Source organism: Lactococcus sp. S-13 (genome assembly GCF_004210295.1).
Taxonomy (GTDB): Bacteria; Bacillota; Bacilli; order Lactobacillales; family Streptococcaceae; genus Lactococcus.
In genome coordinates this window covers 640,756-653,764 of sequence record NZ_SDAK01000001.1, presented here as the reverse complement: position 1 = coordinate 653,764, position 13,009 = coordinate 640,756, and the positions used below count along the sequence as shown (strand labels likewise).

General features: G+C 39.2%; 13 protein-coding genes and 1 riboswitch. Of the genes, 12 read left to right on the top strand and 1 reads right to left on the bottom strand.

Annotated features, from left to right (window positions below; genetic code table 11):
* Nucleotides 1-104 precede the first annotated feature (104 nt).
* Together EQJ87_RS03295 and EQJ87_RS03290 are read left to right on the top strand one after the other, a co-directional pair.
* Nucleotides 105-1,031 carry an Abi family protein gene (locus EQJ87_RS03295; RefSeq protein ID WP_130123322.1) on the top strand — a complete coding sequence of 309 codons (927 nt, stop codon included), beginning with the start codon at nt 105-107 and terminating at the stop codon, nt 1,029-1,031.
* Between the two features lie 557 nt (nt 1,032-1,588).
* On the top strand, nt 1,589-1,948 hold the full coding sequence (locus EQJ87_RS03290) for an arsenate reductase family protein (protein ID WP_130123321.1): 360 nt from the start codon (nt 1,589-1,591) through the stop codon (nt 1,946-1,948).
* A 196-nt stretch (nt 1,949-2,144) separates the two neighbouring features.
* Here EQJ87_RS03290 and EQJ87_RS03280 read toward each other — a convergent pair whose 3' ends face one another.
* A complete protein-coding gene (locus EQJ87_RS03280; protein WP_130123320.1) occupies nt 2,145-3,005 on the bottom strand; it encodes an exodeoxyribonuclease III in 861 nt (286 codons plus the stop codon).
* Between the two features lie 186 nt (nt 3,006-3,191).
* Between EQJ87_RS03280 and metG the strand changes: the two genes are divergently transcribed.
* From metG to argF, 10 genes are all read left to right on the top strand, one after another.
* Nucleotides 3,192-5,180, top strand: a complete 1,989-nt coding sequence (gene metG, locus EQJ87_RS03275; RefSeq protein WP_130123319.1) for a methionine--tRNA ligase — start codon at nt 3,192-3,194, stop codon at nt 5,178-5,180.
* 154 nt (nt 5,181-5,334) lie between these two features.
* On the top strand, nt 5,335-5,469 hold the full coding sequence (locus tag EQJ87_RS11780) for a hypothetical protein (RefSeq protein WP_255411624.1): 135 nt from the start codon (nt 5,335-5,337) through the stop codon (nt 5,467-5,469).
* A 204-nt stretch (nt 5,470-5,673) separates the two neighbouring features.
* Nucleotides 5,674-5,913 (top strand): DUF2829 domain-containing protein, encoded by a 240-nt coding sequence (locus tag EQJ87_RS03270; protein WP_130123318.1) that lies wholly within the window; start codon nt 5,674-5,676, stop codon nt 5,911-5,913.
* A 10-nt stretch (nt 5,914-5,923) separates the two neighbouring features.
* Entirely contained in the window at nt 5,924-6,655 is a 732-nt protein-coding gene (locus EQJ87_RS03265; RefSeq protein WP_130123317.1) for a 3-oxoacyl-ACP reductase, read from the top strand.
* Nucleotides 6,656-6,849: 194 nt separating this feature from the next.
* A riboswitch (PreQ1 riboswitch) is annotated at nt 6,850-6,956 on the top strand.
* Nucleotides 6,954-7,463 carry a QueT transporter family protein gene (locus EQJ87_RS03260; protein ID WP_130123316.1) on the top strand — a complete coding sequence of 170 codons (510 nt, stop codon included), beginning with the start codon at nt 6,954-6,956 and terminating at the stop codon, nt 7,461-7,463. It overlaps the preceding riboswitch by 3 nt.
* 226 nt (nt 7,464-7,689) lie before the next feature.
* On the top strand, nt 7,690-8,712 hold the full coding sequence (argC, locus tag EQJ87_RS03255; RefSeq protein WP_130123315.1) for an N-acetyl-gamma-glutamyl-phosphate reductase: 1,023 nt from the start codon (nt 7,690-7,692) through the stop codon (nt 8,710-8,712).
* A gap of 14 nt (nt 8,713-8,726) precedes the next feature.
* Nucleotides 8,727-9,914, top strand: coding sequence for a bifunctional glutamate N-acetyltransferase/amino-acid acetyltransferase ArgJ (argJ, locus tag EQJ87_RS03250; protein WP_130123314.1), 1,188 nt, complete (start codon nt 8,727-8,729; stop codon nt 9,912-9,914).
* A gap of 16 nt (nt 9,915-9,930) precedes the next feature.
* Nucleotides 9,931-11,064: an acetylornithine transaminase gene (locus EQJ87_RS03245; RefSeq protein WP_130123313.1), complete on the top strand. Its 1,134-nt coding sequence runs from the start codon at nt 9,931-9,933 to the stop codon at nt 11,062-11,064.
* The gene (gene argB, locus EQJ87_RS03240; protein WP_130123312.1) at nt 11,061-11,912 is read left to right on the top strand and encodes an acetylglutamate kinase; all 852 of its coding nucleotides are present in this window, start codon (nt 11,061-11,063) and stop codon (nt 11,910-11,912) included. Before EQJ87_RS03245 ends, argB begins: the two co-directional genes overlap by 4 nt.
* Nucleotides 11,913-11,940: 28 nt before the next feature.
* The gene (gene argF, locus EQJ87_RS03235) at nt 11,941-12,951 is read left to right on the top strand and encodes an ornithine carbamoyltransferase (RefSeq protein ID WP_130123311.1); all 1,011 of its coding nucleotides are present in this window, start codon (nt 11,941-11,943) and stop codon (nt 12,949-12,951) included.
* Nucleotides 12,952-13,009 lie beyond the last annotated feature (58 nt).

Genomic DNA, 13,009 nt, shown 5'->3' with positions numbered 1-13,009 from the left:
GATTTCTATTGACATTACCGCGCTAAATTAGTATAATAACGTTAATAAGATTAGGTCGGGAAGCATACGGTGCCCCGACTTTTTTGTATTCAGGAAGGAGAAAAATGAAGGAATTTAAGAGTTTTGATGAGCAGTTGCGTATTTTGAGAGACCGCGGTTTGATTGTGGCTGATGACGAAAAAGCCAAGCGATTTTTGGAGCAAGAAAACTATTATAATGTCATTAACGGCTATAAGGATTTGTTTCTGGAAAAAGATGCGAATGGTCGTCCGATTGAACCAGAAACTTCTAAGGCTGGGACAGATTTTAAGGAATTGAGAAATCTGTATTTGTTTGACAGAGAGTTGCGCTCAATTTTGTTAAAGAATTTGCTTATTTTTGAAAACTCAATCAAAACACAAATTTCTTATGAGTTCTCAAATGCTTATTTGGAGTTGAGTAATTACATTGATGATCCCAAAAGTGTGATGAAGCAGATTTCAATGTTGACTAAAATCATTTCGGACCGTGTTGATAAAGAGCCTTCAATTAAGCACTATGTGGAGGTTCACGGTGAGGTACCGCTGTGGGTCTTGATGAATTATTTGACGATTGGAAATGTGTCTTATCTTTTTGGAATTTTGACGGAGTCACTCAAAAATAGAATTGCAAAATTTTATAGTGAAAAATACAAGGTACAATATGGAGAAAGCCTGCAAATTTCAAGTAGTGACCTAAGTGCTATTATCAAAATGACAAATATTGTGCGAAATAAATGTGCCCATGAAGAACGTGTTTATAATTCAAATTTGAAAAATATCCGTTCAGCAAATATTGTAAATCATTTTCGGTTAGCAGAAGTTGATAACAAAAAGTTATTCCTTTCGATTGTAATGATGAAAGCTGTTTTGGACAAAGCGCAATTTTCGACATTTTACTCTGAAATTAAAAAATTGTTTGAATGCTATGAGGACAAATTTCAAACGATAAGTTTCAATGATATTTTGGAAATTATGGGAATTACGATTTCAAATTTTGAAAAATTGGTATAAAATAGAATTTGGGGATAATGTTCATAGTGTTTCAATCTACCAAGCAAGGAGCAAGAAATCAAAACTTGAATCTCCATATGTGGGTATGCACATATCTTCTAGGTAAATTGAAATAATCAAAAATAGATAAGACAAGAAATATATTTTTGCGAAAAAAGTGATGAGGGGAGCAACCTAGATAAATTTCTAAAAAAATTTACGAAAGTTCCATCTCATAAATTAAAACGTTCGTTTGTTACTCACGAATTTAGAACAAGCCATACAACAATGATGTACAAAAATGGAGTAATTATTGAAGCTATTACTAAGAAATTAGACGCGCACTGTCTATGCAGATTATATAAAAATAACTTCTCAAACGCTGGAATAAGCAACAAAGATTTTAGGTGAAATCAGTCTTAAAGCTTCAAAAAGATTGCCTATTTAAATACACAGAAAATACACAATATAACAAGAAATATTTAGGAAAATAAAGAAAATACTTCTAAAATTGTAAAATAATAAAGCTTCCCAAATCCACGTAGTGAGAAGCATTAGGAAGAAAGAGGAAATATAATATGGTTGTCGATTTCTATTGGTATCCCAACTGTTCAACTTGCAAAAAAGCCAAAGCAACCTTAGAAAATCAAGGCATCAGCTACCGCGCCATCGACTTGAAAAGCACGCCTCCAACAAGCGAACAATTTCAAGAATGGTTTGCCCAAGCAGATTTTCCTGTCAACAAATTTTTTAACACAAGTGGCTTAGTCTATCGTGATTTGAATCTCAAAGATCAAATGGCGACCCTGACCGACCAAGAAAAAGCTGACCTCCTTTCCGCCAACGGAATGCTAGTTAAACGGCCCTTGCTTGTAAAAAATGGGAAAGTAGAGCAAATTGGCTTTAAAGCAGAAGCCTATGAACAAATCAAAAAATGAGTGGAATGCACTCATTTTTTTACGCTTAAAAATCTGAAAGCTCCAGTTTTCGTAAAAATAAGCGCGTGGTCTCCAAAGTCTCATGTTCAGCCAAAAGCAGGTTTTTATCACTCATCATCAAGTCCTCCATCAATAATTTTAATCATTATATCGCTCAGTCCAAGAAATGGCAAGAAAAAAGAACCTTTCGGCTCTTTTAAAGTTCAAATTCAAGTAAAATCGGCACATGATCCAAGCGAGCGCCAGAATCAAGTGGTTCAGAAACCAAAACACGCTCCGCCACGCGATTGGATACGAGCCAATAATCAATCCTCCAACCTGAATTATTGATTTTTGACGTTTTGGCCCGTTGGGCAAACCAAGTGTAGCTTGATTTTCCTTCCGCAAAATAAGCCTTAGCTTCGGGATGAAGTTGACGAAAACTATCCGTAAAACCAGCTGCCAGCAAGGCGCCAAATTTTTCACGCTCTTGATCCGTGAACCCAGCAGTATTTTGATTTCCTCTCGGATTGGCGAGGTCAATTTCCGTATGGGCAGCATTGAAGTCCCCACAGGCAAAAACAGGTTTTTCGCGATCAAGCTGACAAAGATAGGCACGATAACGATCATCCCATTCCCCACGCAGGTCAAGACGAGTCAACCCTTCTTGGCTATTTGGTGTGTAGACGGTCGTTACAAAAAACTCAGGAAACTCAAGCGTGATGATTCGACCCTCAGCATCCATTGTCACAGGGGCGTCGATCTCCGGAAAGGTCACGATAGGCTCAGGTAGGCTCTTTTTGTAAAGCATCATCGTTCCTGAATAACCTTTTCGGGCAGGAGGAGTACTAATCCGATGGACAATCGTGTACTCCGGAAAATGTTGGTTCAAAATCTCGTAAAGTTTTCCTACTTTTTTGGCATCATCAGAGAGCTTTGTTTCTTGTATGGCGATAATATCGGCATTTTCAGCGGCAAGATTTTCCACGACAGCCATCGAAAGAGCCGCCCGTTCAGAAACTCCAGTCAAGGCTGCATTTAGTGAATCAATATTCCATGAAATAAATTTGTAATTCATTATTCTTCCTTTTTAATTTTAAGTGAGTAGGGATTTTCAAAAGACAACCCAGCAAAAAGCTCACTTTTTCTATGCTTAATTATACCAAACTTAGTCGGACAAAGCGATTTTAGAGGTTTTTTGATATAATATTTAATGAGAATCTTCTCAAATATCGAGCCTCATTTGCTCGGAAAGAGGAAAAATATGACAGAAAACAAAACTTTTTACATTACAACCCCGATTTATTATCCATCAGGGAAATTACACCTTGGGAGTTCTTATACGACCATCGCTTGTGACGTGCTTGCGCGTTACAAACGTTTGATGGGCTTTGATACTTTTTATTTAACAGGGCTTGATGAACACGGCATGAAAATTCAACGTAAAGCTGAAGAATTGGGAATGACGCCTAAAGAATACTTAGACCCAATGGCGGCTGATGTTCAAGAATTATGGAAAAAATTGGACATTTCTTATGATAAATTTATCCGTACAACAGATACTTATCATGAAGAAGCCGTTCAAAAAATCTTTGAAAAATTACTTGAGCAAGATGACATTTACTTAGGCAAATATGCAGGTTGGTACTCTGTTTCAGATGAAGAATTTTTCACTGAAACTCAACTTGAAGAAGTTTTTAAAGATGAAGCAGGTAATGTGACGGGTGGGGTTGCACCATCTGGACATGAAGTGGAGTGGGTCGAAGAAGAATCTTATTTCTTCCGCATGGGTAAATACGCAGACTGGCTCCTTGAGTTTTATGAAGCTAATCCAACATTCATTGAACCAGAAATGCGCAAAAATGAAATGGTTAATAATTTTATCAAACCAGGTTTGGAAGATTTAGCCGTTTCTCGGACAACATTTACATGGGGAATCCCAGTAAAATCAAATCCTAAACACGTGATTTATGTGTGGTTGGATGCGCTCTTTAACTACGTAACAGCCCTTGGTTTTTATGGTGACGATGACTCACTATACAAAAAATTCTGGCCTGGTGTCAACATGGTCGGAAAAGAAATCGTTCGTTTCCACACGATTTATTGGCCAATTTTCTGTAAAGCTCTAGGGATTGAACCACCAAAACAAGTGTTCGGACATGGCTGGCTCTTGATGAAAGACGGAAAAATGTCTAAATCAAAAGGAAATGTTGTTTATCCTGAGATGTTGATTGAACGTTATGGTCTTGATGCGGTTCGTTATTATTTGATGCGTGCGATTTCGTTTGGACAAGATGGCATTTTCACTCCAGAAGACTTTGTTGGACGGATTAATTTTGATTTGGCCAATGATTTGGGGAATTTGTTGAATCGTACTGTTTCAATGATTAACAAATACAATGATGGTAAGATTGAAAACACAGGAATTTCGACTGAATTTGATGCAAGTTTAGAAGAAGTCACTGCACAAACAATGACTCACTTCCATGCTGCAATGGACAAATTTGAATTCAACGTGGCTTTGGCTGATGTTTGGACATTGATTTCAAGAACAAATAAATATATTGATGAAACAGCACCTTGGGTTCTTGCGAAATCAGAAGACGACAAAGCAAAATTGAATAATGTTTTGTATCATTTGGCTGAAAATTTACGGATTGCAGGCGCACTTTTACAACCATTTATGCGTGCAACTTCAGGTAAAATCTTCGAGCAATTGGGAATGGATGAAGTATCATTTTCACTTGAAAATCTTGCTTTTGGCTATTCATTTACAAACCCAGTTGTCGCAAAAGGTGAACCAATCTTCCCGCGTCTTGATGTGGAAGAAGAGGTGGCTTATATCCAATTACAAATGGCTGGCGGTGTCTTGCCAGAAAAAGAGTGGGTGCCTGAAGACGTTGAGTTGAACTTGACTTTGCCACAAATTAAGTTTGATGATTTTGAAAAAATTGAACTTAAAGTTGCCGAAGTGCTTGAAGTTGAACGTGTCGAAGGTTCTGATAAATTATTGAAATTTAAATTGGATGCAGGTGATTCTGAACCACGTCAAATCTTGTCAGGAATTGGTCAGTTCTATCCAAATGAACAAGAGTTAGTAGGTAAGAAATTGCAAATTGTTGCCAATTTGAAACCACGTAAAATGATGAAAAAATACGTTTCACAAGGAATGATTTTGTCAGCTGAATTTGGTGATCAATTGCGCGTGTTGACAGTGGATGCTGATGTGCCTGCGGGTTCATTGATTGGATAACAACTGTCAAAAGATAAAAAATGAGAACAAATATAAAAAACGTGAAAATTTGTGATTTTTCACGTTTTTTTACGTATAGTATATCAGGAGGGGAACCTCTTAGTGTTCACTTGGTTTCATGCGCCCTGACAAATTCTAGATGAAGGAGGTGCCTATGAAGTCAAGGTATTTCCTTGGTTATGGAGAGGATTTTATGCTGGTGGTACTTGGTATGATTATCGAAGTTTTAGACTTCGCAATTAACCTAGTCAGACTCTGGCTTGAAATTAAAAAAACTAATCGCAATTAGCGATTAGTTCACCCATAACCAAGCTTGAACACGCGGTCTGTTAGCGCAGACCGTTTTTTTGCGTGTCCTACTTTGTTGAAATTATTATAACACAAAATTTCAAAGGGAACAAATCAAGAAAGAAATTTGAAATTTTATCTTCCGCAAAATTCTGCGTAGTTTGTTATAATGAACTCAATATGTTTTAAAATTTGGAGGGAACAAATGATTTTTGAAGAAGCATTGGCTTTATTGAAAGCTGGGAAAAAAGTAGTCCGTACGCAAGGTTGGTCGGGTGCGGAAAATTATGTGAAGCTTTATGATTCGATTGTTTTAGAATCAGGCGAAAAATTAGAGGTGACGCCCTATTTTCTCATCAACGTTTCTGGTGAGGGCGAGGGATTCTCAATGTGGGCGCCAACGCCTTGTGATGTTTTGGCGAATGACTGGGCTTTGGTGGACTAGGGGCGCTTGAATGAATTTTTCTGGAAAAAAAGTGCTAATCACTGGCGCTGCAAGCGGCATCGGCCTTGCGCAAGTCAAGGCTTTCTTAAGTGAAGGGGCGCAAGTTGTCGCTGTGGACATTCAAGAGGTAACAGACCCTGAGGTGAATTCACAGCAGGGATTTGCTAGCAAAATTTGCGATGTAGCAGATGAAGCGGCGGTTAAAAAGTTGGCAGGCGAACTTGGTGAAATTGATATTTTATGCAATACGGCGGGGGTTTTGGACGCCTATAAAACCTTAGAAGAGACTGATTTTTTGCTCTGGCAACGTATCCTTGCGACTAATCTGAACTCCATGTATTTGATGATTTCGGCTTTTTTGCCAAAAATGAAGGCACAAAATGCGGGTGTGATTATCAATATGGCATCGGTCGCTGGCTTAGTCGCTGGTGGTGGCGGCGTGGCTTATACGGCCAGTAAACACGCTATCGTTGGTCTAACGAAACAATTAGCTTTAGATGAAGCGCAACATGGCATTCAAGTTCTAGCGATTGCGCCAGGCGCCATTGACACGCCGATGAATGCGGCAGATTTCACTGAAAATGATGGTCAGATGGCAAAATGGGTTGCTCAAGAAACACCTGCAAAACGCTGGGCAAGTGCCAGCGAAGTGGCGGAATTAACCCTTTTTCTAGCCAGTCCGCAAGCCAACTATATGTCAGGAGCTGTTGTCCCAATTGATGGCGGTTGGACAATCAAATAAGACTTTCGTCAGCAAATTCTCTGATGCAAAATTCATTAAGAAGTGTTCGTCAGCAAATTCTCTGGTGTAAAATTCATTAAGGAGTTTTCGTCAGCAAAATCTCTGGTGCAAAATTCATTAAGAAGTTTTCGTCAGCAAATTCTCTGCATTAAAAGTACTGATCTGTGAGTCGGTGCTTTTAATTTGTCAAAAAATTTGCTAAAATAAAAATGTTGCTCAATCGCGAGTCAACCCTTGAGCCTTCTACCCTTTGCTCAAGCATATTACAAGTGGTTTTTCACCACTAAAGGAGAAACTTTTGAAAAAATCAAAAACTTATGACTTGGTCACAATCGCTATTGTTGCGGCACTTTATGTCGTTTTGACCGTAGCACCTGGTTTGAACGCCATGAGCTATGGCCCTGTCCAATTTCGAGTGTCAGAAATGCTCAATTTTACTGCTTTTTTTAACAAAAAATATATTGTCGCAGTGACAATTGGCTGTATGATTTCAAACTTTTTGAGCTTTACTTGGGTTGACGTCATTGTCGGTGGTCTGTCCACCTTGATTTTCCTTAGCCTCGGAGTATTTTTATTTGACCGCTTTAAAAAACAATATTTTTTCAATGGTCAATTGAACAAAGCCTTTTTCTACTTTGCCCTTTTCTTTTCGGCAAGTATGTTCACGATTGCTTTGGAGTTGAAAGTCATTTCTGGTTTACCCTTCTGGTGGACTTGGTTGACATTGGCCTTGGGCGAATTTGCCAGCTTATTGGTGGGTGCCTTCATCATGGACAAGTTGGGCAAGCGCGTCGATTTGACCCGTTAGAGATATAAAGTAGCTTTTGCTGCTTTTTATTTTTTGAAAAATGCATGAAAATACAAATGATTTCAGAGGGAATAAAATATAAAACATGATAAAAGCAAGATTTAAGAGAGGGATTTAATTTCTCTCTTTTATTTTATATCAAAAAACGGTATAAAAATACAAAAATTCTTGACAAACAAAACTCAAAGTAGTATAGTGTATAAAAATACAAAAAGTGAGTGTAATTATGAAAAAAATAGCGATTGTTGGAATTACAGGTTATAGTGGATTAGAACTTTTTCGTTTACTTCAAAGCCATCCCGCAGTTGAAATTACAAAAATTTGTGCGACAAGTCATCTTGGAGAAAAATTGTCAGAAGTCTTTCCGCAATTTGAAAGCCTGACAGAACTCACCATTATCGAGTTTGATGCCCAAGAAATCATGGAAAAGTGTGATGCTGTATTCTTTGCGACATCGTCGGGAGTAAGCAAAAAGCTAGCTTTAGATTTTATCGAGCAGGATTTTCCAGTCATTGACTTATCAGGAGATTTCCGCTTAGAAAATCCTGAAATATACAAAAAATGGTATAAAAATACATCTGCTGATATTGAATATTTATTAAAAGCGGAATATCATCTTGCCGATATCGGGCAAGCCAAAGCAAATTATATTGCCAATCCGGGCTGTTATGCTACCGCGACTTTATTAGCGCTCTATCCCTTGGTAAAAAATCAGCTGATTGAACTTGATTCCATCATTGTGGACGCCAAATCAGGTCTATCGGGTGCAGGTAAATCGCTTAGCGTCTCTAGTCATTTCGTGAATGTAGCGGATAATATGTCCATGTATAAAATCAATAGTCATCAGCACATTCCAGAAATTGCGCAACAACTCAAGCGCTGGAATCCAAATTTTAAAGCCTTGCAGTTTTCAACCTCTTTAATTCCTGTCAGTCGTGGAATTTTCGTCAGCACTTATGCCAAAGTCGCTGACGCGGTTGACTTTGCAAGCTTGCAATCAGCTTATGAGCAGGCATTTGCTGACAAACCCTTTGTTAGAGTCCGACGACAAATGCCGCAGCTCTCCGAGGTAATCGGAACAAACTTTTGTGATATTGGCTTGGCCTATAACCCGGTGACAAATGTTGTAACTGTGGTTTCGGTCATTGATAACCTCATGAAAGGCGCTGCGGGACAAGCTGTGCAAAATTTTAATCAATTATTTGGCTATGAGGAAAATTTAGGCTTGGATTTTATTCCAAGTCTTTAGAAAAAGAGGAAAAAATGAAGGAAATCAAAGGAACGATTGCGACACCGAAAGGATTTTTGGCGGATGCCGTTCATGCACAATTAAAATATAAAAATTTAGACTTAGGCGTGATTTTAAGTGAAGTTCCCGCAGCTATCGCTGGCGTATTTACAACAAATAAAGTGTGTGCGGCACCGGTTTTGCTCGATCGAAAAATCATCCAAAAAGGCTCAGCTCAAGCAATTATCTGTAATTCAGCGATTGCCAATGCGGTAACGGGCAAGCAAGGCTTTGAAAATGCCTTAAAAACACAGCAATTAGTCGCTGAAAAATTTCAACTCAAGCAAGACGAAGTTGCCGTCTGCTCCACAGGTGTGATTGGTGTTCAACTGCCGATGGAAAAAATAGCTACTGGAATCACAAAACTTTCCAAAGCAGGTCAGGCAGAATATTTTGCCCAAGCGATTTTGACGACAGATACCAAGACCAAAACCATTAATTTGGAAGGTGAAATTGGCGGGAAAAAGGTTAATATGGCTGGAGTTTGCAAGGGTTCTGGAATGATTCATCCCAATATGGCAACGATGCTTGCCTTCATCACGACAGACGCCAACATTGCCCAACCCCTGCTCCAAAAAACGTTGACACAGCTCATTGAGACCACGTTTAACCAAATCACTGTGGACGGAGATACCTCAACAAATGACACGGTCTTAGTCATGGCTAATGGTCAAGCAAAAAATAAAGAAATCCTAGAAGGTTCTTCGGACTATCTTTTGTTCAAAGCGATGCTCGGAAAAGTTTGTCAGGACTTAGCTCAGAAAATTGCAGCAGATGGTGAAGGCGCAACAAAACTCATTGAAGTCACTGTCAATGGTGCGCCAGATGATTTGGCTGCCAGAATGATTGCCAAAAAAATTGTCGGCTCAAGCCTGGTAAAAACAGCTATTTTTGGTTCAGATCCCAATTGGGGACGGATTATTTCAAGTATCGGACAAGTGGCAACTTTTGAAGTCAGTGATATTCAACTCAAACTCCAAGACGAACTTGTGCTTTATCATTCAACGCCTGTGACTTTTGATTCTGTTTTTCTGTCTGAAAAATTAAAAGAGCAAAAGATTAACATTGTGGCAGATTTGAATTCTGGAACAGGGACAGGTCAGGCCTGGGGGTGCGATTTAACTTATAAGTACGTGGAAATCAATGCTTTGTATACAAGTTGAGAAAAGAGGGTGAGAAATGACAAATTTATTTGAAAATTATGGGCGACTTCCTTTTAGTTTAACTAAAGGAACAGGCGTTCATTTGTTTGATGACGAAGGCAAGAGTTATCTAGATTTTACCAGTGGAATTGGGGTAATGAATTTGGGATATAGTTTTGAGAAAGGAAAAGAGGCGGTTAAGGCTCAACTTGATCAGCTTGCTCATTTTTCAAATCTTTATCAAAATCCACTCCAAGAAGAAGTCGCTGAAAAGTTGAGCCAAAATCATCACTATAAAGCTTTCTTTTGCAATTCTGGGACAGAAGCGAATGAAGCAGCGCTAAAGTTGACAAGGTTGATTAAAGCTGGGCAGAAGATTCTAGCTTTCGAAGACGGTTTTCATGGACGGACTTTTGGAGCGATGAGCGCCACGATGCAAGAAAAAATTCAAGCGGGGTTTGCTCCGTTAGTGCCAGATTTTGTTGCGAGTCCCTACAATGACGTGGCGGCACTGGAGCAGGTTGTGAAAGTCGAAAAAATTGGAGCGATTATTTTTGAAATTGTACAAGGCGAAGGGGGCGTTTTACCCATCACTGCCGATTTTGTTGCAGCTCTGAAAAAGTGTCAGAAAAAAGGAATTTTGTTGATTATTGATGAGGTACAGACGGGAATTGGGCGGACTGGGGAACTTTTTTCTTTTGAACATTTCGGCTTGGAACCCGATATTTTCACGGTCGCTAAAGCTTTAGCCAATGGACTGCCGGTTGGGGCAATGCTCGCTAAAAATCAATATGCCCATTATTTCTCGGCTGGTAAGCACGGCTCAACTTTTGGGGGAAATCCATTGGCAATGGCCAGTGCCAATGAAGTTTTAAAAGCGATGACGCCTGAATTTTTAGCCGAAGTTGCTGACAAGGGTCAATTTTTCTTTGCGACGCTGACGGAAAAGTTATCAGCGAAATCTACAGTCAAAAACATCAGAGCTTTGGGATTGATGATGGGGATTCAATTGGCTGATGAAGCAAAAGTACCGGAAATTCTTGCGTCATTGCGAGAAAATGGGATGCTTGCTTTATCGGCAGGACATGATGTGATTCGTTTGCTGCCTCCGCTTGTGATGAGCAAGGAGGAAATGCAAAAAGGAGCAGAACTATTGGAGAGCCTTTTATGATGGATTCAGAAATTACAGCACAGACTTTGACCGAAAGTTTAAAATATTTGCTCAAATACCGCGATCAGACTGTGGTCATCAAGTATGGGGGCAATGCAATGATTGACGAAAAGGTGAAAGAAAGTATTTTGCGAGATGTTTTATTGCTCAAAACGGTGGGAATCAAAGTGGTCTTAGTTCATGGAGGCGGGCCAGCAATTGCAGAACTCCTTGCCAAATATCAGCATAAAACACAGTTTATCAATGGCTTGCGCGTGACTGATGAAAAAACAGCTCAATTAGCGCTGATGGCATTGGCTGGTCGTGTCAATAAAAGTTTGGTTCAAGATTTGATTCGTTTGGGAGGGAATGCGATTGGGCTTTCTGGCGTGGATGGTCGGTTAATCGAGGCGGAGCAGCTTTCTGAAGAATTGGGTTACGTCGGAAAAATTACGGCCATTCATCCCGAGTGGATTGATCAAATCAATCAGACGGATGCCATTCCGGTTATTGCGTCAGCGGCTATGGGGCTTGGCGGAGCGATTTATAATGTCAATGCTGACACGGCGGCGAGTCGAATTGCGGGTGCTTTGCAAGCTGAGCAATTCATTTTGCTGAGTGATGTGCGTGGACTTTACAGAGATTTTGCTGACGAAAATAGTCTTATTGAAGAAATCAATCTTGCAAACTTAGAAAAATTGGTCAGTGAAAGAAAAATTACTGACGGAATGATTCCAAAGATTGAAGCAATCAAATATGCGATGCAAGAAGGACTGGGACGAGCAGTTTTGTTAGATGGGCGTGTTCCACATGCTTTATTATTGGAATTATTTACGGACAAAGGTCAGGGGACTTTGATTACTCATTGATTGCTTGGCTCAAAATGAAGGAGAAAAAATGTTTCAAGGTAAAAGTTTTCTAAAAGAAATAGATTTTAGCAAAGAAGAATTGATTTGTTTGATTGATTTAGCGATTCATCTCAAACGTTTAAAAAAAGAAAATATCCAACATAAGTATTTGATGGATAAAAATATTGCACTGATTTTTGAAAAAACATCAACAAGGACAAGGGCAGCGTTCACGACAGCGGCAGTTGATCTTGGAGCGCATCCAGAATTTCTTGGCCCAAATGACATTCAGTTAGGAAAAAAAGAATCGATTTCTGATACTGCAAAGGTTCTGGGGAGAATGTTTGATGGGATTGAATTTCGAGGTTACAAGCAAGCCGATGTAGAAACACTGGCTAGGGATTCGGGAGTTCCAGTGTGGAATGGTCTAACTGATGAATGGCATCCCACGCAGATGTTAGCTGATTTCATGACCATAAAAGAACATTTTGGTCGCTTGAAAAAGCTGACTTTGGTTTATGTGGGTGATGGACGAAATAATGTCGCCAATTCTTTGCTGGTTACAGCGACTATTTTGGGAATGGATGTCACAATTGTATCACCTGAAGCCTTGCAGCCGACTTGGGAAATTCAGCAACTTGCCCGCAAAAATGCCCTGAGAAGTGGAAGCAAAATCAGTATCCGAACAGATATTAACGCTGTTGCTAATGCTGATATTATCTATACAGATGTCTGGATTAGTATGGGGGAAGAAAATCAGACAGCCGAGCGAATAAACTTGCTCAAACCTTATCAAATTAACAAAAAATTAACTGACAAAATTTTAAATCGTGAATTTATTTTTATGCATTGCTTGCCAAGTTTTCATGACATGAACACCAAAGTGATGCAACAGATAAAATGGGATTACAACCTTGAAGAATTAGAAGTCACTGACGAAATCTTCCAATCCGAAAATTCGATTGTTTTTGAACAAGCAGAAAATCGAATGCATACGATTAAAGCAGTCATGGCAGCAACTTTAGGTCATTTATTTTTCCCCTCAAATCTGAGCAATTGATAAAAAAAGAAAAACAGATTATTTCTGCTGCAAAAGAGAAATAGATCTGTTTTTCTTT